The organism is Rhizobium sp. CRRU65 (assembly GCF_048551595.1).
GTDB classification, from domain to species: Bacteria; Pseudomonadota; Alphaproteobacteria; order Rhizobiales; family Rhizobiaceae; genus Rhizobium; species Rhizobium leguminosarum_J.
Window position 1 is genome coordinate 195,437 of sequence record NZ_JBLYZH010000003.1, and the last position, 20,117, is coordinate 215,553.

The 20,117-nt window shown below is 60.6% G+C and carries 21 protein-coding genes; 14 read left to right on the plus strand and 7 right to left on the minus strand.

Annotation, left to right across the window (positions count from 1 at the left end; genetic code table 11):
- Positions 1-6: 6 nt before the first annotated feature.
- Complete coding sequence (locus tag ACM5SV_RS07220; protein ID WP_012759443.1) at positions 7-921, minus strand: polyprenyl synthetase family protein; 915 nt, start codon at positions 919-921, stop codon at positions 7-9.
- Between the two features lie 135 nt (positions 922-1,056).
- Here ACM5SV_RS07220 and mtgA point away from each other — a divergent pair, with 135 nt between their 5' ends.
- The 5 genes from mtgA (at position 1,057) to ACM5SV_RS07245 (ending at position 4,218) form a co-directional block, all read left to right on the plus strand.
- Positions 1,057-1,794 (plus strand): monofunctional biosynthetic peptidoglycan transglycosylase, encoded by a 738-nt coding sequence (gene mtgA / locus ACM5SV_RS07225; RefSeq protein WP_033181950.1) that lies wholly within the window; start codon positions 1,057-1,059, stop codon positions 1,792-1,794.
- Positions 1,795-1,940: 146 nt separating this feature from the next.
- Complete coding sequence (locus ACM5SV_RS07230) at positions 1,941-2,663, plus strand: DUF1868 domain-containing protein (protein WP_017995508.1); 723 nt, start codon at positions 1,941-1,943, stop codon at positions 2,661-2,663.
- Between the two features lie 13 nt (positions 2,664-2,676).
- Positions 2,677-3,324 (plus strand): glutathione S-transferase family protein, encoded by a 648-nt coding sequence (locus ACM5SV_RS07235; RefSeq protein WP_222016837.1) that lies wholly within the window; start codon positions 2,677-2,679, stop codon positions 3,322-3,324.
- A 155-nt stretch (positions 3,325-3,479) separates the two neighbouring features.
- Entirely contained in the window at positions 3,480-3,665 is a 186-nt protein-coding gene (gene rpmF / locus ACM5SV_RS07240) for a 50S ribosomal protein L32 (protein ID WP_003543812.1), read from the plus strand.
- A 145-nt stretch (positions 3,666-3,810) separates the two neighbouring features.
- A complete protein-coding gene (locus tag ACM5SV_RS07245; RefSeq protein WP_062939893.1) occupies positions 3,811-4,218 on the plus strand; it encodes a hypothetical protein in 408 nt (135 codons plus the stop codon).
- Here the strand turns inward: ACM5SV_RS07245 and phaR are convergent.
- Positions 4,213-4,785: a polyhydroxyalkanoate synthesis repressor PhaR gene (phaR, locus tag ACM5SV_RS07250; protein ID WP_033181948.1), complete on the minus strand. Its 573-nt coding sequence runs from the start codon at positions 4,783-4,785 to the stop codon at positions 4,213-4,215. The genes ACM5SV_RS07245 and phaR overlap by 6 nt on opposite strands.
- A 238-nt stretch (positions 4,786-5,023) precedes the next feature.
- On the opposite strand from phaR, the gene ACM5SV_RS07255 reads away from it, so the two are divergent.
- Together ACM5SV_RS07255 and ACM5SV_RS07260 are read left to right on the plus strand one after the other, a co-directional pair.
- Positions 5,024-6,205, plus strand: coding sequence for an acetyl-CoA C-acetyltransferase (locus ACM5SV_RS07255; protein ID WP_419425169.1), 1,182 nt, complete (start codon positions 5,024-5,026; stop codon positions 6,203-6,205).
- Positions 6,206-6,272: 67 nt separating this feature from the next.
- Positions 6,273-6,998, plus strand: coding sequence for a beta-ketoacyl-ACP reductase (locus ACM5SV_RS07260; RefSeq protein ID WP_222016833.1), 726 nt, complete (start codon positions 6,273-6,275; stop codon positions 6,996-6,998).
- A 149-nt stretch (positions 6,999-7,147) separates the two neighbouring features.
- Here the strand turns inward: ACM5SV_RS07260 and ACM5SV_RS07265 are convergent, their stop codons facing one another.
- The 3 genes from ACM5SV_RS07265 to ACM5SV_RS07275 form a co-directional block, all read right to left on the minus strand.
- Positions 7,148-7,306, minus strand: a complete 159-nt coding sequence (locus ACM5SV_RS07265; RefSeq protein ID WP_017995504.1) for a hypothetical protein — start codon at positions 7,304-7,306, stop codon at positions 7,148-7,150.
- 193 nt (positions 7,307-7,499) lie between these two features.
- Complete coding sequence (locus ACM5SV_RS07270; protein WP_003589657.1) at positions 7,500-7,757, minus strand: YMGG-like glycine zipper-containing protein; 258 nt, start codon at positions 7,755-7,757, stop codon at positions 7,500-7,502.
- Positions 7,758-7,784: 27 nt separating this feature from the next.
- The gene (locus ACM5SV_RS07275) at positions 7,785-7,940 is read right to left on the minus strand and encodes a DUF3309 family protein (RefSeq protein ID WP_007632343.1); all 156 of its coding nucleotides are present in this window, start codon (positions 7,938-7,940) and stop codon (positions 7,785-7,787) included.
- 809 nt (positions 7,941-8,749) lie between these two features.
- On the opposite strand from ACM5SV_RS07275, the gene ACM5SV_RS07280 reads away from it, so the two are divergent.
- The 5 genes from ACM5SV_RS07280 to ACM5SV_RS07300 all read left to right on the plus strand — a co-directional run bounded on the left by ACM5SV_RS07280 (position 8,750) and on the right by ACM5SV_RS07300 (position 15,170).
- Positions 8,750-12,022: a helicase-related protein gene (locus tag ACM5SV_RS07280; RefSeq protein WP_222016830.1), complete on the plus strand. Its 3,273-nt coding sequence runs from the start codon at positions 8,750-8,752 to the stop codon at positions 12,020-12,022.
- 2 nt (positions 12,023-12,024) lie between these two features.
- A complete protein-coding gene (locus ACM5SV_RS07285) occupies positions 12,025-12,429 on the plus strand; it encodes an RNA-binding S4 domain-containing protein (protein ID WP_222016827.1) in 405 nt (134 codons plus the stop codon).
- A 195-nt stretch (positions 12,430-12,624) separates the two neighbouring features.
- Entirely contained in the window at positions 12,625-12,963 is a 339-nt protein-coding gene (gene fdxA / locus ACM5SV_RS07290) for a ferredoxin FdxA (protein ID WP_003567552.1), read from the plus strand.
- A 393-nt stretch (positions 12,964-13,356) separates the two neighbouring features.
- The gene (locus ACM5SV_RS07295; protein WP_003543775.1) at positions 13,357-13,929 is read left to right on the plus strand and encodes a CarD family transcriptional regulator; all 573 of its coding nucleotides are present in this window, start codon (positions 13,357-13,359) and stop codon (positions 13,927-13,929) included.
- A gap of 377 nt (positions 13,930-14,306) precedes the next feature.
- Positions 14,307-15,170, plus strand: a complete 864-nt coding sequence (locus ACM5SV_RS07300; RefSeq protein WP_012759432.1) for an RNA polymerase factor sigma-32 — start codon at positions 14,307-14,309, stop codon at positions 15,168-15,170.
- 114 nt (positions 15,171-15,284) lie between these two features.
- Here ACM5SV_RS07300 and ACM5SV_RS07305 read toward each other — a convergent pair whose 3' ends face one another.
- Both ACM5SV_RS07305 and ACM5SV_RS07310 read right to left on the minus strand, forming a co-directional pair.
- Positions 15,285-16,829, minus strand: a complete 1,545-nt coding sequence (locus tag ACM5SV_RS07305; protein ID WP_222016824.1) for a M48 family metalloprotease — start codon at positions 16,827-16,829, stop codon at positions 15,285-15,287.
- Between the two features lie 391 nt (positions 16,830-17,220).
- On the minus strand, positions 17,221-18,759 hold the full coding sequence (locus ACM5SV_RS07310; protein ID WP_419425170.1) for an MDR family MFS transporter: 1,539 nt from the start codon (positions 18,757-18,759) through the stop codon (positions 17,221-17,223).
- Between the two features lie 116 nt (positions 18,760-18,875).
- Between ACM5SV_RS07310 and ACM5SV_RS07315 the strand changes: the two genes are divergently transcribed.
- Positions 18,876-19,403, plus strand: a complete 528-nt coding sequence (locus ACM5SV_RS07315; protein WP_221969956.1) for a MarR family winged helix-turn-helix transcriptional regulator — start codon at positions 18,876-18,878, stop codon at positions 19,401-19,403.
- Positions 19,404-19,460: 57 nt separating this feature from the next.
- Positions 19,461-20,117 carry a thiamine diphosphokinase gene (locus ACM5SV_RS07320; RefSeq protein ID WP_222016819.1) on the plus strand — a complete coding sequence of 219 codons (657 nt, stop codon included), beginning with the start codon at positions 19,461-19,463 and terminating at the stop codon, positions 20,115-20,117.

A 20,117-nucleotide genomic window follows, 5' to 3' on the forward strand; every position in this document is an offset into this window, starting at 1 on the left:
GCCGCTTCAGCTCTTCCGGTCGGCGATGAAATGCGCCGCAGCAATGAGGGTCGAGGCACGGGGGCCGTAGGGGGCAAGCAACGCCTCTGCATCGCGGACATGCTCGCGGAGCTGGGCTTCGGCCCATTCCATGCCGCGCAGGGCCACAAGCGTTCCCTTGCCGCGGGCCGCATCCTTGCCGGTCGCCTTGCCCATGGTCGCCGCATCCGAGGTCAGGTCGAGAATGTCGTCGGCCAGTTGGAAGGCAAGGCCGATCTTTTCGCCGAAGGCGCGCAGGCGACGGCGATCCTCCGGCCGGCTTGCCGCGATGACGGCGCCGGCTTCACAGGCGAAGCGGATCAGCGCGCCTGTTTTCATCGCCTGCAGGCGGATGATGCCGGCCTCGTCGGGGGCCTGCTTTTCCGCCGCGAGGTCGAGCGCCTGGCCGCCGGCCATGCCGCCGAGACCGGCTGCGCGGGCAAGGGCCAGCACCAGCGATGCCTTGCTCGTATCGGCAAGGGTCGTTTCCGGCGCGGCGATGATGTCGAAGGCGTAGGTCAGCAGGCTGTCGCCGGCGAGGATCGCCGTCGCTTCGTCGAACTTGATATGTACCGTTGGTTTGCCGCGGCGCAGGTCGTCATCGTCCATGGCCGGCAGATCGTCATGCACGAGGGAATAGCAGTGGACGCATTCGAGGGCGGCGCCGACGCGAAGTGCCGCCTCGGCGTCGCCGCCGAGCAGGGCTGCACTTTCGACGACGAGAAACGGGCGCAGCCGCTTGCCGCCGTTCAGCACGGCATAATGCATGGCATCGCGCAGCGTCTCGGGCCTGGCGATTTCATCGGAAAGGGCACTCGGTGAAAGCAATGCGTCGAGCAGCGCCTCGATGTCGCGGGCGTTGTTCTTCAGCCTCGTCTCGAAAGTGTCCCGGTTCGCGTCCATGGGCGCTGTTTGGCATGAGCGCCCCCGGGCTTGCAACGGAATTGTCGATGGCGGCAGCAAGATTCGCCGCGCACTCTGGCATAAGCTCTGCGCAGGCGTTATGAGAACGACAGGAGCGAAATCGGACTGGGGACATTGGATATAGCGCCGGAGAGAGAGGACAGCGTCGACATGCCGGCTCGTCGGCGATGGTTCGGAGACGGGCGTGTGTTGAAACGCATTATTCTGGCCGTGCTGGTCTTGCTGATTCTTCCCTATGCGCTGATCTTTTTCTATCTGCTGCCTTTCATTCATCCCGTCTCGACGCTGATGCTGCGCGATCTCGTGCTGCTGCGGGGTTACGACAGGCAATGGGTGTCGCTTGATAACATTGCCCCGGTTGTGGTGCAGTCGGTGATGATGTCGGAGGACGGGCAATATTGCTTTCACGGCGGTGTCGACTGGGCGGAAATGCGCATGCTGGTCGAGGATACGCTGAAAGGTCAGGCGACACGTGGCGGCAGCACCATTCCGATGCAGACGGCGAAAAACCTCTTCCTCTGGAACGGCCGCTCCTTCGTGCGCAAGGCGCTGGAACTTCCGCTCGCGGTGAGCACGGATTTTGTCCTGTCGAAACGGCGGCTGATGGAAATCTATCTCAATATCGCCGAATGGGGTCCCGGCATCTACGGCATCGAGGCGGCGGCCCAGCATCATTTCAAGGTGCCGGCCTCGAAGCTGACGCGGCGCCAGGCATCGCTGCTGGCCGTCTCGCTGCCGAACCCCATCGACCGCAATGCCGGCAAGCCCGGACGAGGTCTTCGCCGGCTCGCCGGCGTGATCGAGAGACGCGCACAAGGTTCGGGCGATTACATCAGGTGCATCTATGATTGAGATCAGAACTTATCGTTAGAACAGGATCTCGTCCGAAAACCGCTCACACTTTTCGGTATCGTGCTCGAGACGTGGCAAGTGTCATCTGGCATTCTTGGTTCTGCCATATGGGCGAATGCAGTCCAACCAGAGCCCCCGAGTCGCCCATGACCATCACGACATTTTCGCCCGAGCTTCTCTTTTATTCGAAGAGGCACAATCCAACCCCGCCCGCCCATCTCGGCAGCCGTTATCGCAAGGTCGGCGGCTTTCTGCCGGAAGCCGGCAACACCATCGTTTGCCATATCGAGAAGGGTTCGCAAACGCAGGCGGTGCTGATCGAGGCGCGTGAGAAATATCTGGCGATGCCCGAAGCCCCGCAGTTCCTCTTCACGCCGATATCAAGCATTCACATGACACTTTTCGAAGGTGTCATCGAGACCAGGCGCCGCCAGGATTGCTGGCCGGGCGATCTACCTCTCGATACGCCGATCGACGACATGATAGCGCTGATGGCGGCCCTGCTCGAAGGTTTCTCGATGGCCGATCCCTTCAAGGTCGCCATCGTCGAAGCTCGCCCGTCGGGCCTGCTCGTCGACGGGGCGACGGAGAGAGACCGCAAGGTCATGCGCGCCTGGCGCAATGCGCTGGCCGAGCTTCTGGGCTATCGCCAGCCGAACCATGAGGACTATAAGTTCCACATGACCTTCGCCTATGCGATCGAACGGTTGGAAGACGAAGCCTTGCCGCGCTGGCAGGCAATGCTCGACAACGTCGCCGACGATGTCCGCCGCAAGGCCCCTGTTTTCGAGCTGACCCCGCCGGCATTCTGCGTGTTCGAGGACATGAACCATTTCCACGAATTGTTGATCTTCGATTTCGAGGCATGAACGGGAGAAGCCCATGGATAGACCGACGCTCTACATCGCCAACAAGAACTATTCTTCCTGGTCGTTCCGGCCGTGGATGGCGCTGACGGGCGCCGGCGTCGATTTCGAGGAAGTCCTGATCCCCTTCGACTATCCTGGTGGCAATCCCGATATAAAGGCGGTCTCACCGACCGGGCGAGTACCACTTCTGCAGCAAGGTGCATTGAAGATCTGGGAATCGCTGGCGATCATCGAATATGTCGCTGAGCTTTATCCGGACGCCGGCCTTCTGCCGAGGGATCGCGCCGAGCGGGCGCTCGCCCGTTCGGTTTCGATGGAAATGCTTTCGGGCTTCCGGGCGCTGCGCGGTGCCTGCCCGATGAATATCCGCCGGCCGAAGGGCAAGATCGCGTTGCCGGATGGTGTCGACGCCGATATCAGCCGCATCGAGACGATCTGGCGCGACCTCCTGCAGCAATCCGGCGGACCGTTTCTGTTTGGCGCGTTCAGCGGGGCGGATGCGATGTTTGCGCCTGTCGTCAACCGGTTCGAAATCTATGATCTCGTCAGCCAAAATGATACGCTGGCCTATATGGAGACCATGAAGGCGCATCCGGCCTGGCGGAAATGGGAAGAGGCGGCCCGCGCTGAGCCTTGGATCGTGCCGGAAGACGAAGTCTGAGCCTGGAATCATTGGCTTTGCAAAAAATACGCATGGGGACTGGTCAAGGTCACCCCTTGCATGTATAAGCGCGCCAAATTCCGAAATCGCGACATGTCCGTTTCGGCCGCCCGTGTGGCCGTGGGAATGTTTTGCCCGCAAGTGGAGTAAGAGAAATGGCTGTACCGAAGAGAAAAACAAGCCCGTCCAAGCGCGGTATGCGCCGTTCGGCAGACGCCCTGAAGGCTCCGACCTACGTCGAAGACAAGAATTCCGGCGAACTGCGCCGCCCGCATCATATCGATCTGAAGACCGGTATGTATCGCGGACGCCAGGTTCTGACGCCGAAGGAAAGCGCATAATTTCCCGATCCGGCTTGTCCGATCGAAGTTTCAAGGCCGGCGTCACGCCGGCCTTTTGCATTTCGACAATATAATATTTGCAATGACTTGCGGTGGGGCAAGGGTTTGCGGCAGTATTGTCCCATGATGCACTGGGAGATTGCTGATGATAGCCGCCATGCCCCTGATGATTATCCCGTTTGTTCTTTACAATCTTGCGATGCTGGGCCTGATGGGCAATGGCGGCATTCCAGCACTGCAACATGATATCATCGTGCTGTCGATGATCTCGGGCGCGATCTGGAGCATGGCGCTCGGCGACCTTTTTATCGTCATCGCACTTGTCGTGCTGTTCTTCGAAATCCTCAAAGCGACCAGAACCGGTCCCGGCAATCTCGTCAACCACATGCTGTCAATGCTGGTGTTCATCGCTTTCCTGGTCGAGTTTCTGCTCGTCCGGGATGCTGCGACGCAGGTCTTCTTCATTTTGATGACGATCGCTCTGATCGATGTCATCGGCGGTTTTGCCGTGTCGATCCGAAGCGCCGGGCGGGATGTCTCGATCGGACTATAGGTTGTCGAGTTTGTTCTGAAGGGCGCGGAGCTGTTCCTTCAGCTCGTCGATATCCTTGGCCTCGGCCTTGCGGCTTTCCTTGGCAGGCGGCGTCATGAAGGGCGAGAACATCTGCATCGCCTGCTGAAACAGCTCGGTGTTGCGGCGAACATGGTCCTCGACCATCTGCATCGGCAACTGCAGGTTCTTGCCGAGCGGCGTTTCGCCGAAGGCGCGGTTTACTTGCTCGCGCATCTGGACCTGTTGTTCCGTGAAGGAGCGCATCGAATGTTCGAGAAAGCTCGGCACGACCATCTGCATCTGATCGCCGTAATAGGTAATGAGCTGGCGCAGGAAGGAGATCGGAAGCAATGTGTTGCCGGTCTTCGATTCCTGTTCGAAGATGATCTGGGTCAGCACCGAATGGGTGATGTCATCTCCGCTTTTTGCATCTTGTACGTTAAATTCTTCGCCCTTCTTCACCATCTCCGCCAGGTCTTCCAGCGTCACGTAGGTGCTGGTGCCTGTGTTGTATAGGCGGCGATTGGCGTATTTCTTGATAACGATCTGACCCTCATGCTTCGCCATATCAGTCTCCTGAACCCCCGTCTGATTTATGGATATTCCTCCACTTGAGACTGTAAACGCAAAAGAAGGCCGGTGACAATCTCTTTGTGCGATGCGGCAAACCTTTAACAGAGCAGATGAATCGGGCTTTGACAGGCTTTGCCGAAAAATGACGGCGGCCGGTCTTCGCGTTTGACTTGTGCTCCAAGCTTTGCCAGTTTCCACTTATGTAAGTGAGACGAAAACGAGGAGCGTCCCCATGAGCAATCCATCCATCGTCATCGCCAGTGCAGGGCGAACAGCAGTCGGCGCCTTCAACGGTGCTTTCGCGACGGTCCTCGCGCATGAGCTCGGGGCGGCCGTCATCAAGGGCGCGCTTGAGCGTGCCGGCGTCGATGCCGGGGAGGTGGATGAGGTGATCCTTGGTCAGGTGCTTGCCGCCGGCGAGGGCCAGAACCCGGCCCGCCAGGCGGCGATGAAGGCCGGCATTCCGCAGGAAGCGACAGCCTGGGGCGTCAACCAGCTCTGCGGCTCGGGCTTGCGCGCCGTCGCGCTCGGCATGCAGCAGATCGCCACCGGCGACGCCAAGATCATCGTTGCCGGCGGCCAGGAATCCATGTCGATGGCCCCACATACCGCGCACTTGCGCGGCGGCGTCAAGATGGGCGACATGAAGATGATCGACACGATGATCAGGGACGGCTTGACCGACGCTTTCCACGGCTACCACATGGGCATCACCGCCGAGAATGTTGCGCGCCAGTGGCAGCTTTCGCGCGACGACCAGGATCAATTCGCCGTCAGTTCGCAGAACAAGGCAGAGGCAGCGCAGAAGGCCGGTCGCTTTGTCGATGAGATCATCCCCTACGTCATCAAGACACGTAAGGGCGACGTTACGGTCGATGCCGACGAATATATCCGTCACGGCGCGACGATAGAGGCGATGGGGAAGCTGCGCCCGGCCTTCGACAAGGACGGCACGGTGACCGCCGCGAACGCATCCGGCCTCAACGACGGTGCCGCCGTGGCGGTGCTGATGAGCGAGGCGGAGGCAGTCCGGCGCGGCATCCAGCCGCTCGCTCGCATCGTTTCCTGGGCAACGGCGGGTGTCGATCCTCAGATCATGGGCACCGGACCGATCCCGGCTTCGCGCAAGGCGCTCGAGAAGGCCGGCTGGTCGGTGAACGATCTTGATCTCGTCGAAGCCAACGAGGCCTTCGCGGCGCAAGCCTGCGCCGTCACCAAGGATCTTGGATGGGATCCGTCGATCGTCAACGTCAACGGCGGGGCAATCGCGATCGGCCATCCGATTGGCGCCTCCGGCGCGCGCGTTCTCAACACCCTGTTGTTCGAAATGAAGCGCCGCGGCGCAAAGAAGGGACTGGCCACGCTTTGCATCGGGGGTGGCATGGGTGTGGCCATGTGCTTTGAAGCGCTTTAAATAGCATACGATCCATGATTGAAGATCCCGCCACGCGGCGGGGCGAAAAACAAAAGGGGAGCGGAGCATGAGCAGAGTGGCTGTGGTCACTGGGGGTACACGCGGCATCGGCGCGGCAATATCCATGGCACTGAAAAATGCCGGATACAGGGTCGCGGCCAGCTATGCCGGCAACGACGAGAAGGCCAAAGCCTTCCATGATGTCACCGGCGTTCCGGTGTTCAAATGGGATGTTTCGGATTACCTCGCCTGCGGCGAGGGAATTGCCAGGATCGAAAGCGAGATCGGGCCTGTCGAAATCCTCGTCAACAATGCCGGCATCACCCGCGACGCGATGTTCCACAAGATGACGCAGCAGCAGTGGCACGAGGTGATCAATACCAACCTCACCGGCCTGTTCAACATGACGCATCAGGTCTGGACCGGTATGCGCGACCGCAACTTCGGCCGTATCGTCAATATCTCGTCGATCAACGGGCAGAAGGGCCAGATGGGCCAGGTGAATTATTCGGCGGCCAAGGCGGGCGATCTCGGTTTTACCAAGGCGCTGGCTCAGGAGGGGGCGAACAAGAACATCACCGTCAACGCCATTTGCCCCGGTTACATCGGAACGGAAATGGTGCTTGCCGTGCCGGAGAAGGTGCTGAACGAACGTATCATTCCGCAGATCCCCGTCGGTCGGCTCGGCGAACCGGAAGAGATCGCGCGCTGCGTCACCTTCCTCGTCTCCGACGATGCCGGCTTCATCACCGGTTCGACGCTGACGGCCAATGGCGGACAGTTCTTCGCCTAGGCATTTCTGTTTTCACGTCGACAGTAGGAATTTAGATTCAAAGCGATGGCGCGTCCGGCAGGATCGCGCCATCGCTGTTTATGGCGTGTCTTCTCTGTGTGATGCTGGCGCGATCTTGTGGCCGGTTTAGTGGCGCTGTTTCGGGAAGATCAAGAGCGACGGTCTGTGTTCGGACGTCGCTGTGGCCGAACTCTGGCCGGCACTTTGCGCGGCGAAAGAGCATCGGTGCTGAGGGCTGATATTGCGGTCGTCAGGAAAGCCGACACGATGAGAACGGCGACGAAGGAATTCAGCAAAATCTGGATCATGGAAGCGTTCCTTTTCCGGTGCGCCGGGCGGCTCGGCCTGCTCATTGCGCTCGTGAAGGAAATATGTGCCTGCCTGTTGGGCGGCGCTAGACTTGACTTTAGCAACCGATTGTCAACGTCTCGTTGACGGATAGGACCGACAAAGAAAACGGGCGCCGAAGCGCCCGTTGGGAGTCCGATATGCTTGTGCCGATCAGCGGCAACGAGCCTCATAGCGGCGACCGTAGCGGTCGCGATAGACGCAGTAGCCGCGGCGTTCGACCGACTGGCCGATCAGAGCGCCAGTCAGACCGCCGGCAACGGCGCCGACGGCGGCACCACCCCAGCTGTTGGTGACGACACCGCCGATAACCGCGCCGGTGCCGGCGCCGATCGCCGTGCCTTGCTCGGTCGCTGTGCAGGATGCGAGCGCGCCGACGAGCGCACCAATAAGAACAATCTTCTTCATCATGTCGTAACTCCCCAGGTTAGTTGGCCTTTAGACGCGGCCCATTAGTACAAGGATAATGATAATCACGAGAACTAGCCCCAAACCGCCAGAAGGTCCATAGCCCCAGCCACGGCTATAACCCCAATTCGGCAAGGCTCCGATCAAGAGCAGAATGAGGATAACAAGTAGTATCGTGCCAAGCATGGTGTGTTTCCTTCATTTCATCCGCAATTTGGATGGACTAGAAACACGTATTGGCGATTTTTGTTCCCGGTTAAGCTCTGGAAATGTGACGAAGCCTGATTCACGGTTTAATTTCCGTCATTTCCGAAAATTGCCGCTATGGTTAAAAAGACATTTAAATACAATATGTTGCGGTGAACAAAGCGGGAAAATCGCGATGTCGCCGATTCGTCAGCGATTCGTTCCGTTTTTGATCGGCGCGCCACAATTGGCCGTCCCGACTTAACGCCGTCTGAATCCGGCTCCCAAAAGATTAATTTTGGTGCGGCGGAGCGGGACGAAGGGCCCTGCCGCTGATCCGCGTCTAGTGCCGGGGCCTGATAGCGCTACCAGATGTGGCCGTGAACGAAAGGCGAAAACGGCGGAGTCAACGATTCGTCTCCGATTCGTTCCGGCTTTGGTCGAGAGGTTAATTTCGGGCGGATTTTCGCCGATCCAAGATCGGGCGGGAATTGCGGACTCACGATAGCGAAAATGCGAACAGGAGAGAGTCTCGCGATTCAGCATCTAGTGGGAAAAAGTGATTCAAAATCAATACTTAGCCGTGAACAAAAGCTGAATCAGCGAGAGTCATCGATTCGTCGCTGATTCGTTCTTGCGCTGTTCCGAATCGGAAATTCGGGCGTTCCGCAGGACTCGCAAAGGTCGTAATCCCCGAGGCATTTTGAAATCTGCCCTTGCGTTTGCGACGGCAGCTGTCCATGTGTTGTCCAGCTTCCATCGAGGAGCCGAGATTTTCTGGGGCCACCCCGCCTCATTTGCATGGACTCATGACTCTGATTTCGCAGCCGATGATTCTGAGTGGGCGCGGTGTGACCGCGGTGCTCGGACCGACCAATACCGGCAAGACCCATTATGCCATCGAGCGCATGGTTGCGCACGGGACGGGCGTGATCGGCCTGCCGCTCCGGCTGCTGGCGCGCGAGGTCTATACGCGGGTGGTGGAGAAGGTCGGCGCACAGAATGTGGCGCTGGTCACCGGCGAGGAAAAGATTTCGCCGCCCAATGCCCGTTTTTCCGTCTGCACTGTCGAAGCGATGCCGCGCGAGACCAGGGCCGCCTTCGTCGCGATCGACGAGGTGCAGCTCGCCGGCGATCTCGAGCGTGGCCATATCTTCACCGACCGTATCCTGCATCTGCGCGGCCGCGAGGAAACGCTGCTGCTCGGCGCGGCGACGATGCGGCCGATCCTGCAGCAGCTCCTGCCCGGCATCACTATCGTCGAGCGGCCGCGGCTTTCGCATCTTTTCTACGCCGGGCAGAAGAAGATCACCCGGCTGCCGCAGCGTTCGGCCATCGTCGCCTTCTCCGCCGACGAGGTCTATGCCATCGCCGAGCTCATCCGCCGGCAGCGCGGCGGCGCGGCGGTCGTGCTTGGCGCGCTCAGCCCGCGCACCCGCAATGCGCAGGTGGCACTCTATCAGGCAGGCGACGTCGAATATCTGGTGGCGACCGATGCGATCGGCATGGGCCTCAACCTCGATGTTGATCACGTTGCCTTTGCCCAGGATCGGAAGTTCGACGGTTACCAGTTCCGCAATCTCAATCCAGGCGAACTCGGCCAGGTCGCCGGGCGCGCCGGGCGGCACGTGCGGGACGGGACCTTCGGCGTCACCGGACAGGTCTCGCCCTTCGACGATGAGCTGGTGCAGCGCATCGAGGGGCACGAGTTCGACAACGTCAAGGTTTTGCAGTGGCGGACGACGGAGATGGACTTCTCCTCAATCGCATCGCTGCGCGCCAGCCTTGAGGTGGGACCGCGCGTGCCGGGGCTGACGCGGGCGCTGCCTGCGGTCGACCAGCAGGCGCTGGAACAGCTTTCGCGCTATCCCGAGGTCATCGATCTCGCCGACAGGCCGGCGCGGGTCGAAAAACTCTGGGAGGCTTGCGCGCTTCCCGATTATCGGCGTATCACCCCAGCACAACATGCCGATCTTATCTCGACCCTCTTTTCCGATCTTGTCCGCTATGGCACGGTGAATGAGCAGTTTCTTGCGGAGCAGGTTCATCGCTCCGATCGAACAGATGGGGAAATTGACACGCTTTCGGCGCGAATCGCGCAGATAAGGACCTGGACCTACGTTTCGAATCGGCCCGGTTGGCTTGCCGATCCGACACACTGGCAGGAAAAGACGCGGGAAATCGAAGATCGATTGTCCGACGCGTTACATGAAAGGTTGACGAAACGCTTTGTTGATCGCAGGACATCTGTGCTCATGAAGCGCCTGAGAGAGAATGCGATGCTGGAAGCTGAAATCAGTGTGAATGGCGATGTCTTTGTTGAAGGACATCATGTAGGGCAATTGAGCGGGTTCCGTTTCACGCCGGTGGCGGGAACGGACGGACCGGATGCCAAGGCGGTTCAGGCTGCGTCGCAGAAGGCGCTCGGGCTCGAGTTCGAAGCCCGCGCGGCCCGGATGCATGCCGCCGGCAACAGCGATCTTGTGATCGGTTCGGATGGGTTGATCCGTTGGCTGGGCGACCCGGTGGCGCGGCTTTCGGGCAGCGATCACATCATGCGTCCGCGCGTGATCCTGCTGGCCGACGAACAGCTGACGGGCAATGCCCGCGATCACGTTGCCGCCCGCATCGAGCGCTTCGTCAATCATCATATCAGCACGGTGCTGAAGCCGCTCGATGATCTGTCGCGCGCCGAAGATCTGCAGGGCCTTGCCAAAGGGCTTGCCTTCCAGCTCGTCGAGAATCTCGGGGTGCTGTTCCGCCGCGACGTGACCGAGGAGGTGAAGTCGCTGGACCAGGAGGCCCGTGCCTCCATGCGCCGCTACGGCGTGCGTTTCGGCGCCTATCACATCTTCGTTCCCGCACTTCTGAAGCCGGCGCCGGCCGAGCTCATCACGCTGCTCTGGGCGCTGAAGAACGACGGTCTCGACAAGCCCGGCTACGGCGATCTCATTCCGGTGCTTGCCGCCGGCCGCACCTCCGTCGTCACGGATCCGACCTTCGAGCGGATGTTCTACAAGCTCGCCGGCTTCCGTTTCCTCGGCAAACGTGCCGTACGCATCGACATCCTGGAACGGCTGGCCGATATCATCCGTCCGCTGCTGCAATGGAAGCCCGGCCAAAACCACCGTCCGGAGGGCGCCTATGATGGCCGCCGCTTCACGACGACGACGGCGATGCTGTCGATCCTCGGTGCGACGCTCGAGGACATGGAAGAAATCCTCAAGGGTCTCGGCTATCGCGCCGATGCCGTGAAGGCGGAAGAGGCATCACTCCATCTTGCAGCGCAGGATGTGGCCTCGGTGCCTGCCGCCAGCGCACAAACGCCTGCGGAAGAGACAGCCGAGAAGGCCGATCACGACGATGCCGATGGCGCGGCGGAAGAGACTGCCGCCGAGCCATCCGCAACCGAGGCGGCTTCGGCGGTCGCCGAAGCGCCGGTGACCGAAGCGGGCGAAAGCGACGCTCCGGCCGAAGCGATCGAGGTATCCGCTCCGGCGGAAGCCTCAGCTGCCGAAGAAACCTCCGCTCCTGCGGAAGCGGTATTGGCTTCCGATGAAGCAGTAGCTGCTTCTGGGGAAGCCGGCGAGCCGGCGGAACCGAAGCCGGTTCTTCTGTGGCGTCTTGGCGGCCGCAACGACAATCAGCGCCAGGCGCGCGGCGGCCATGGCGAACGCCGTGGCGGCCAGGGCGAGCAGCGCGGTCAAAACCAGGAGCGCGGCGACCGCAATCGCCGGCCGGGCGGCGGTGAAGGCGGCGAGGGCAATCGCAATGGCGACGGCCGCGACAACAATCGCCAGAACCGCGGCAAGGAAGGCGGCGGTCGCGATGGCGGCCGGCCGCAGCAGGCAAGAGGCGACCGCAACAACCAGCCACGGGGCGACCAGCCGCGCGGCGACCGGCAGGACCGTGGCGATCGCAAGGATCGCGGCGATCGTAACGATCGTAACGACCGCAACAACAATCGTGGTGGCTCGCAGCCGCTGCGCTTCGAGGCCAAGCCACCGCGCAAGGAGAAGCCGATTGATCCGGATTCGCCTTTCGCCAAGCTCGCAGCTCTCAAGGAGCAGATGAAGAAGTAATCATGAGCGGGGAGACACAGCCGACAAGCGGTTCGCGCCAGCGCATCGACAAGTGGCTGTTCTTCGCGCGCATGGTGAAGTCGCGCTCGCTGGCGCAGAGCCATATCCAATCGGGCCATGTGCGCATCAACGGCGAGCGCTGCAACCATCCGAGCCAGATGATCAAGCCGGGCGACCGTATCGAGCTGAAGCTGGAGCGGCGCGATGTCGTTCTCGTCATGCGCCTTGCCGGCGAGCGGCGCGGTCCTTACGAGGAGGCGCGCCTGCTCTACGACGACCAGTCTCCGCCGCCGGATGAGGCAAAACGTCTCACGCCCTACGAGCAGGCGATCCGGGCGACCGGCACCGGCCGTCCGACCAAAAAGGAAAGACGTGCAATCGACAGGCTGATGTCGGACGAGGATTAGAAAACTCTGTCTGCGGCGGCGGCTTTTGCAGATCGTTTATCCTTGAAATCCGGCGTTAAAGCCGATAGGTCACTGACAACCTGCCGGAAGCGTGCGTGCTCTCCCAATCCTGCTCACGCTTTTCCTCCGGCACGGGGATAGGCGCGACGTTCCAGGTTGCCCGGCCCCATCCGCATGGAAATCCTGGAGTTCTTCATGACCTATGTCGTGACCGACAATTGCATCAAGTGCAAATACACCGATTGCGTGGAAGTCTGCCCTGTCGACTGCTTCTATGAGGGCGAGAATTTCCTCGTCATCCATCCCGACGAATGCATCGATTGCGGCGTCTGCGAACCGGAATGTCCCGCCGAGGCGATCAAGCCAGATACCGAGCCGGGCCTCGACAAATGGCTGAAGATCAATACCGAATATGCCACGATCTGGCCGAATATCACGGTCAAGAAGGATCCGTTGCCCGAGGCCAAGGAAATGGATGGCGAGACCGGAAAATTCGAGAAGTATTTTTCCGAAAAGCCCGGTTCCGGCGATTGAGACAGCGCCTACATTCGGTCACCGGGTTCGGGCGACCGTAGGGCAAAACGTTTTAAAAGCTGCGTGAGGCATATGGGTGACATGTGTTGCCCGCATGACTCAAGCGAAGCAAATTATTGATTTCCTCATATTTTTATGATAGGTTTCGTCTACTGTTCCATTTGTGGCATGACGCATGCCCAAAACCATCACGAAAGCAAAACAAATCCGTACACGGTTTCCGTGACATATCAACGCTTTGAGCGCCGGGTCCCAAGATCGTGCGCAAGAAGTCTTTGCTTTTGCCCGATGGGACCAGAGTGAAGTCACCCGACGGATGCTACCGTCTCACCCGGGCCTGACTGACCCGGCTCCGGCCGCCGCCGGAAGCGTAACAGGGAGTTTTTGAATAGAATGACGACTCAGCAGAAAAAACCTTCTACAGCACGTCACGGCTTCAAGACCGGTGAATCGATCGTCTACCCCGCTCATGGCGTCGGTACCATCACCGCTATCGAAGAGCAAGAAGTTGCCGGCATGAAGCTCGAACTTTTCGTTATCGATTTCGAGAAGGACAAGATGCGTCTGAAGGTTCCGGTCGCGAAGGCGATGAGCATTGGTATGCGCAAGCTTTCGGAAACGGATTTCGTCGAGCGTGCTTTGAAGGTCGTGCAGGGCAAGGCGCGCGTCAAGCGCACCATGTGGTCCCGCCGCGCCCAGGAATATGATGCCAAGATCAATTCCGGCGACCTGATTTCCATCGCTGAAGTCGTGCGCGATCTCTATCGTGCCGAGAACCAGCCTGAACAGTCCTATTCCGAACGCCAGCTTTATGAAGCTGCGCTCGACCGCATGGCGCGCGAAATCGCCGCGGTCAACAAGATGTCGGAAACCGAAGCCGTCCGCCTCGTCGAGACCAATCTCAACAAGGGTCCGAAGCGCGGCAAGGCGATCGAAGAAGATGATTCACAGGACGAAGCCGCATAAAGCGACCCCTGTTTTCTATCAAAAAACCCGGCCTTCGAGCCGGGTTTTTTTATTGGAACTTTTTCCCGACTGCCACGTTTATCACACGTAATTGCGGACTGCTCGTCGGGCAATGGCCTCACGGGCGAACTGCTATTCCGTCAATGTTCGATGAGGAGCGGATCATGCCTTTTCTATATTGCCCATCCGGCAAGGTGAAGAAACAGATCCTGCCCAGCCGTCTTACCGGCACATGATGAAAAGTAGGGCCTCCCCCTGAAAAGTCCAGGGGCGAGGCTTTTATGCATTCAGAACCCCATTGAATCCGGACAGCGATGTTCCGGACGGTGAGTTTTATTGTTCATTTCAGGGCGAGAGGCCTGTTTCGGGAGATCGAAATGAAGAACATGTCTGCAGATCGGCGCATGATCAAAATCGCGATGGCCGCGCCTTATCTCGCCCGTCAGGAAGAGCACGATCTCGCCACCCGCTGGAAGGATCATGACGACCGCGGCGCGCGCAACCAGATTGCCATGGCCCATATGCGCCTCGTCATATCCATGGCCGGCAAGTTCCGCAATTTCGGTCTGCCGATGAGCGATCTGGTCCAGGAGGGCTATGTCGGTCTGCTCGAGGCCGCCGCCCGCTTCGAGCCGGAACGCGACGTGCGCTTTTCCACCTATGCAAGTTGGTGGATCAGGGCATCTATCCAGGATTATATCCTGCGCAACTGGTCGATCGTGCGCGGCGGTACGAGTTCGGCGCAAAAAGCGCTGTTCTTCAATCTGCGCCGTCTGCGTGCCAAGCTCGCCAAGGGAGACACGCAGCTGACGCTGCAATCCATTCACCAGGAAATCGCCGCGGCCCTCGGCGTCAGCCTCTCGGATGTACAGACGATGGATGCCAGGCTTTCCGGCAACGACGCCTCGCTGCAGGCGCCTTCGGTCTCCGGCGATGCCGAGAGCGCGGAAAAGATGGACTTCCTCGTCAGCGACGATCCCCTGCCGGACGAGCAGGTGTCCAACATGATCGACGGCGAGCGCCGCCGCGTCTGGCTCGCCTCGGCGCTGAAACATCTCAACGAACGCGAGATGAAGATCATCAGCGCCCGGCGTCTGGCGGAAGACGGTGCCACGCTCGAAGAGCTCGGTGCCGATCTCGGTATTTCCAAGGAGCGCGTGCGTCAGATCGAAAGCCGAGCGATGGAGAAGCTTCGCAGCGCGCTCGTCAGCGCCGATCCGCATATGGCGGCCTACGCCTGAACCGAAAGCGCGTCGCCGATTTAGCTCGTTGTCGCAAAACCGCCGCACAGTTTTGCGCGAGATGTTTTATCCCCTCCAGCAGCACAGACTGGCCCGGCGCAAGCCGGGCCTTTTTTATTCGGCGATGATCTTGACGCGATCGCCTATAGAAACGGCTGCACCCGTGGGCAGGGCATTGATGAGCTTGAAGAGATCGAGCTTGCGGTCTGTGCCCATCATGCGGGCGGCGAGCGTCGAGATGTTCTCACCCGGCCGGACGGTGACGACGCGGATGCGCAGCGGTTTCAGCGAGGCGGCCTCTGCCGGCGTCATGCGGCGGAAACTCGCGCGCAGCACATTCGCCGTTGGCTCAAGGGCGCCGCTGCCTTTCGGCACGGCGGTCAGGAAACGGAAGATCTGCGAATTGTTGCGGATCACGGTCACATCGAAATCCCAGCGGTCGGCGCTGGCGCGCGCGGTGGCCGCTTCCATGCCGTTGATGGTGATCGGTTGGATGGTCGACGGGTCGAGCCCGGTTACCCAGCCGCTGGAGATATAGTTGGTGAGGCTTTGGTTCTGATTGTCGGCGACGCCGTCGAAGCGGACGGCAATGTCGTTCGGGCCGGTGGCCATCACCGCTTCGACCTTGTTGTCGATGTGGAAATCCGGCGGCACGTCGAAGCGGATGCCGAGACCCCCATGCAGGAAGGTCTGGCCGCGCACATAGCCTTCTTCCGGGCTGTCGCCGTAGAGCAGTCCGTCTATGCCGTCGAGATAATAATCGCGGCCCTTGTCGCCGACCGAGCCTTCCTGGCCGAAGGCGCGGGCGTGGGTGCGGGCAAGCTCTATACGTTGCGCCGAATTCGGATGGCTCGACAGGAAGTCGAGGCTCTGGTCGGCTTCGGGATCAACCGACATGAAGCGACTGTAAGCCGCCATCGAATCGAGGAAACGGGCAGCGGCATAGGGATCATAGCCAGCTTCGCCGAGCATGCGCACACCGATGACATCGGCCTGCAGCTCCTGCTGGCGGGAGAAGGCGGCGAGCCGCAGCTTGCCGCGGGCAAGCGCCTGCTTGCCGGCGATGTCGCTGGAAAGGACTTCGGCGACGACGCGGCTGGCGATAACCTCAGCCTCTTCGCGCTTCTGCCGCTCGATGCCGTGGTTCGCCGTCACATGGCCCATTTCGTGCGACAGCACGGCGGCAACTTCCGAAGCGTCGTTGGCAAGGGCGAGCAGGCCGCGGGTGACGTAGAGATAACCGCCCGGCAGCGCAAAGGCGTTGATCGCCGGCGAATTCAGGATGGTGATGCGGTAGGACTGGCTCGGATTTTCCGACACCGCCGTCAGCGCGCCGGCGATGCGGGCGACGAGGCGCTCGGTTTTGGCGTCCTTGTATTCGCCGCCGTAGCTTGCCACGATGCGCGGATGCTCGCGGGCGCCCATCGCCGCGCGCGGGTCGTTTTTCTGCACCTCGTCGACGATCTGTGGATTGGAAGACGGCAAAACACTCGGCTGATAGGATTGGTCGATCAGCGTTTGGCAGCCATTCAGCGCCATTGCGACGGCCGAAAGCAGCATCATGCGACGCGCGAAGCGCCACGGCGCGGAAATGGCATCACTGGAAAGCGCGGGGGATTTCCACGTCGTCAAGCTGTCCAGTCTGTTTCTCCGCATCATGTCGCTGTTTTGCCGGTTTGCCGCAGATTCGGACCGACCGTGGCAAGGGGAATTCAACAGGTGCGCACCCCTGATCTCGCGCTGCACAATCGGCCAATACAAGTCGTTGCTGTAGCTGATTTACGCATCGGTTGCATAGCGAGACTCTGTTTAAATGTGGCGCCGTTGCATTTTAGCAAGCCTCAGGCATTAAGGCTTCCCTTCGCTCGGATGAAATTATGGCGAAAGTTCCGTCACAAAGCCGAGATTCGTCGGCGGTGCGGAAAAAGAACGGCCCGATTGAAGCAACCGGCTCGATAGCGACAGTCTTGCGAGAAAATCGCAACCTTTGATGTATGCACGTCGAGAGAGAACGCCTCCTGATAAAGCATTCTCTCGCGTGACGATTCGACTATTCGGCAGCTTCCGCCGTCGCCGGTTGCGGCTTTATCGTCTCGCCGGTACGGGGCAGTTGCACGGGTTTCAGCATGATGGCGGCGGCAAGGCCGATCAGCGCAATGGCGCAGGAGGTCATGAAGAGCGGCGAGAATGCGGCGGCATAGGTATCGGCGACCGCTTGGCGGCTCGCTTCGGGAAGGGCGGCCATCATTTTCGGCGTCAGCTGCTTGATATCGGCGACGCCAGGAATGGAGACGCCGACCTTGCCGAGCTCAGAGGCGATGATGGCGCCATAGATGGAAATGGCGATCGAGGCGCCGCCCATGCGCGACAGCGTCACCGAGCCGGTGGCGGCGCCGACGTCGCGGGCGGGTGCTGCATTCTGTACGCCGATGACGGGAACCTGCTGGGCAAGGCCGATGCCGATGCCGTGCAGCATCATGACCGCGCCGATGAAGGCGATCGGCGTTCCGGCGTGGATCTGCGACATCAGCGCAAAGGCGATGGCGCTGCAGGTGAGGCTGGCGATGGCGAAGGGCTTGTAGCGCCCCGTCTTCGAGATGATGCGGCCTGCGGAAAGCGACCCGCAGACGAGGCCGCCGGTCAGAAGGATGAAGAGCAGGCCGGCGGCAGACGGCGAAAGGCCGGTCGTGGTCTGCAGGAAGAGAGCGAGATAATTGACCATGCCGATGGCGATCGCGCCGCCCATGATCGAGATCACCAGGAGCAGGCTGAAGGTCGAATTGCGAAACAGCTGCAGGGGAACGATCGGTTCCGGCGCGCGGCGCTCGACGAACACCCAGGTGACGGCGCAGACGACGCCGAAGGCGACGATGCCGATACTCTCCGGCGAGATCAATGCGCCGAACAATTCGCTGCTGTCGGTGGCAAGCACGATGCTTGTCGTCGTCATGGCAAGCAGGAGCGCACCGGCATAATCGATCTTGGGGCGACGATGCGGTTTGCGGTACGGCAGCATGAAGGCAAGGCCGGCGAGCACGATGAAGCCGATCGGCACGTTGACGAGGAAGATCGAGCGCCAGCCGAAGAGATCGCTCATCGTACCGCCGAGCACCGGGCCGATCGCGCCCGATGCCATCAGCACGAGGCTGGAATAGCTTTGGTAGCGCGCCCGCTCGCGCGGCTCGAACAGGTCGGCGTTGACGGCGAAGATCGACACCATGATGCCGCCGCCGCCAAGGCCCTGCAGCACGCGGGCGGCGATCAGCGTGTCCATCGAGACCGCAAGGCCGCAGACTGTCGATCCGACGGTGAAGATCATGATCGCGGTCATCATCACGTATTTGCGGCCGAACAGATCGCCGAGCTTGCCGTAGACCGGCATGACGGCGCTCAGTGACAGGAGATAGGCCGAGCCGATCCAGCCGAAGCGCTCGAGATGGCCGAATTCGCCGACGATCGTCGGCAGCGCCGTGGAGACGATCTGATTATCAAGCGTCGCCATGAACATGGCGGTCATCAGGAAGAAGAAGAGGATAAGCCGGCGACGAGGATCCGTCACGAGTGGCGCAGGCGCGAGTTGCATGTCCATGGGAGGCATCGTTCCGGGTTGATGCGCTTTTATGTGCTAACAGCATATAATTGTCAATGGCATATTAATGACATCGGCATATTCAATTTTTGAATCGGCTCTGTTATGGTCCTGTGATGAGCGACGTCCTGACCAAGACCCTTTCCGTGGAACCGGCCGAGCCGGGTCGTGAAAACGTGTCGCGTATCGGCCGGAGCATGGCGCGCATGCGGCTGATGACCGGGCGGCGGCTGATCGGCCGGCTGGCGATCCAGAGTGCTGCACCGGGCCTCGAGCTTTCGCATCTCGACGTGCTCGATGCCGTGCGCAGGGCGCAGCCTGCCGGCGAGGTCACAGTCGGCATGATCGCGGAGATGCTGCGCATCGATCCGTCACGGGCAAGCCGGGTGGTGGCCGACATGGTCGGGCGCAACGTATTGCGCCGTGAGGCCTCGCAGGCCGATGCGCGGCGGATCGTCGTCGTCATGACCGAGGTCGGCCAGGATCTGCTTGCCGAGATCGTCGCGCAGAAGCTTGCGATCATTTCCGGGATCGTTTCCGACTGGCCGCAGGAAGATGTCGAGCGCTTCGCAGCGCTTTTCGAGCGCTTCATCGGCGGCTACGAGGCGGTTTTCCTGTCGCGCGACAAGGATACGCCGGGCTGAGGCAGACGCGGTCGTTCGCCGGCCCTTCCCCTCGACCCCTCGTTTGCGCTAAGGGCAATGCCCATGAGCCAATCCACCTTCACCATTCTCCTTGGCGGCGAACTTAGCCTGACGGAGCGCCTGCGCCATGCCACCGAAGACAGCCGCTTCATTGCGGCCGATGGCGGCATGCGGCATGCGGCAGCACTCGGTATTACGCCGGAGCTCTGGGTCGGTGATTTCGATTCGACACCTGATGATCTCGCGGGTGCATTTCCCGATGTGCCGAAACAGCCCTATCCGGCAGCGAAGGCGGCAACGGACGGCGAAATCGCAGTGTCGGAAGCAATCGCGCGGGGCGCGCGGCGGCTGATCCTCGCCGGTGCGCTCGGCGGTGAACGTTCCGACCACGCGTTTCAGCATCTGCTGTCGGCCGTCAGCCTGGCTGAAGAGGGTTTCGACCTGCTGCTGACCTCGGGCAAGGAAGAGGCCGTTCCGCTGGTTGCCGGTACGATCGAACTTGACCTTCCCAAAGGCAGCCTGTTTTCGGTGCCCGGATTCAGCGAGCTGAGAGGGCTTACCATCGAGAATGCGCGTTATCCGCTGGCAGATTTCCATCTGCCTTTCGGCTCGTCGCGCACCATTTCCAATGTTGCGGAAGGCAAGGTTCGCTTTTCGCTCCGCAGCGGCCGGGCAATCGTGCTCGCCCGGCCCTATGATCTTTCCGGAGTCTGA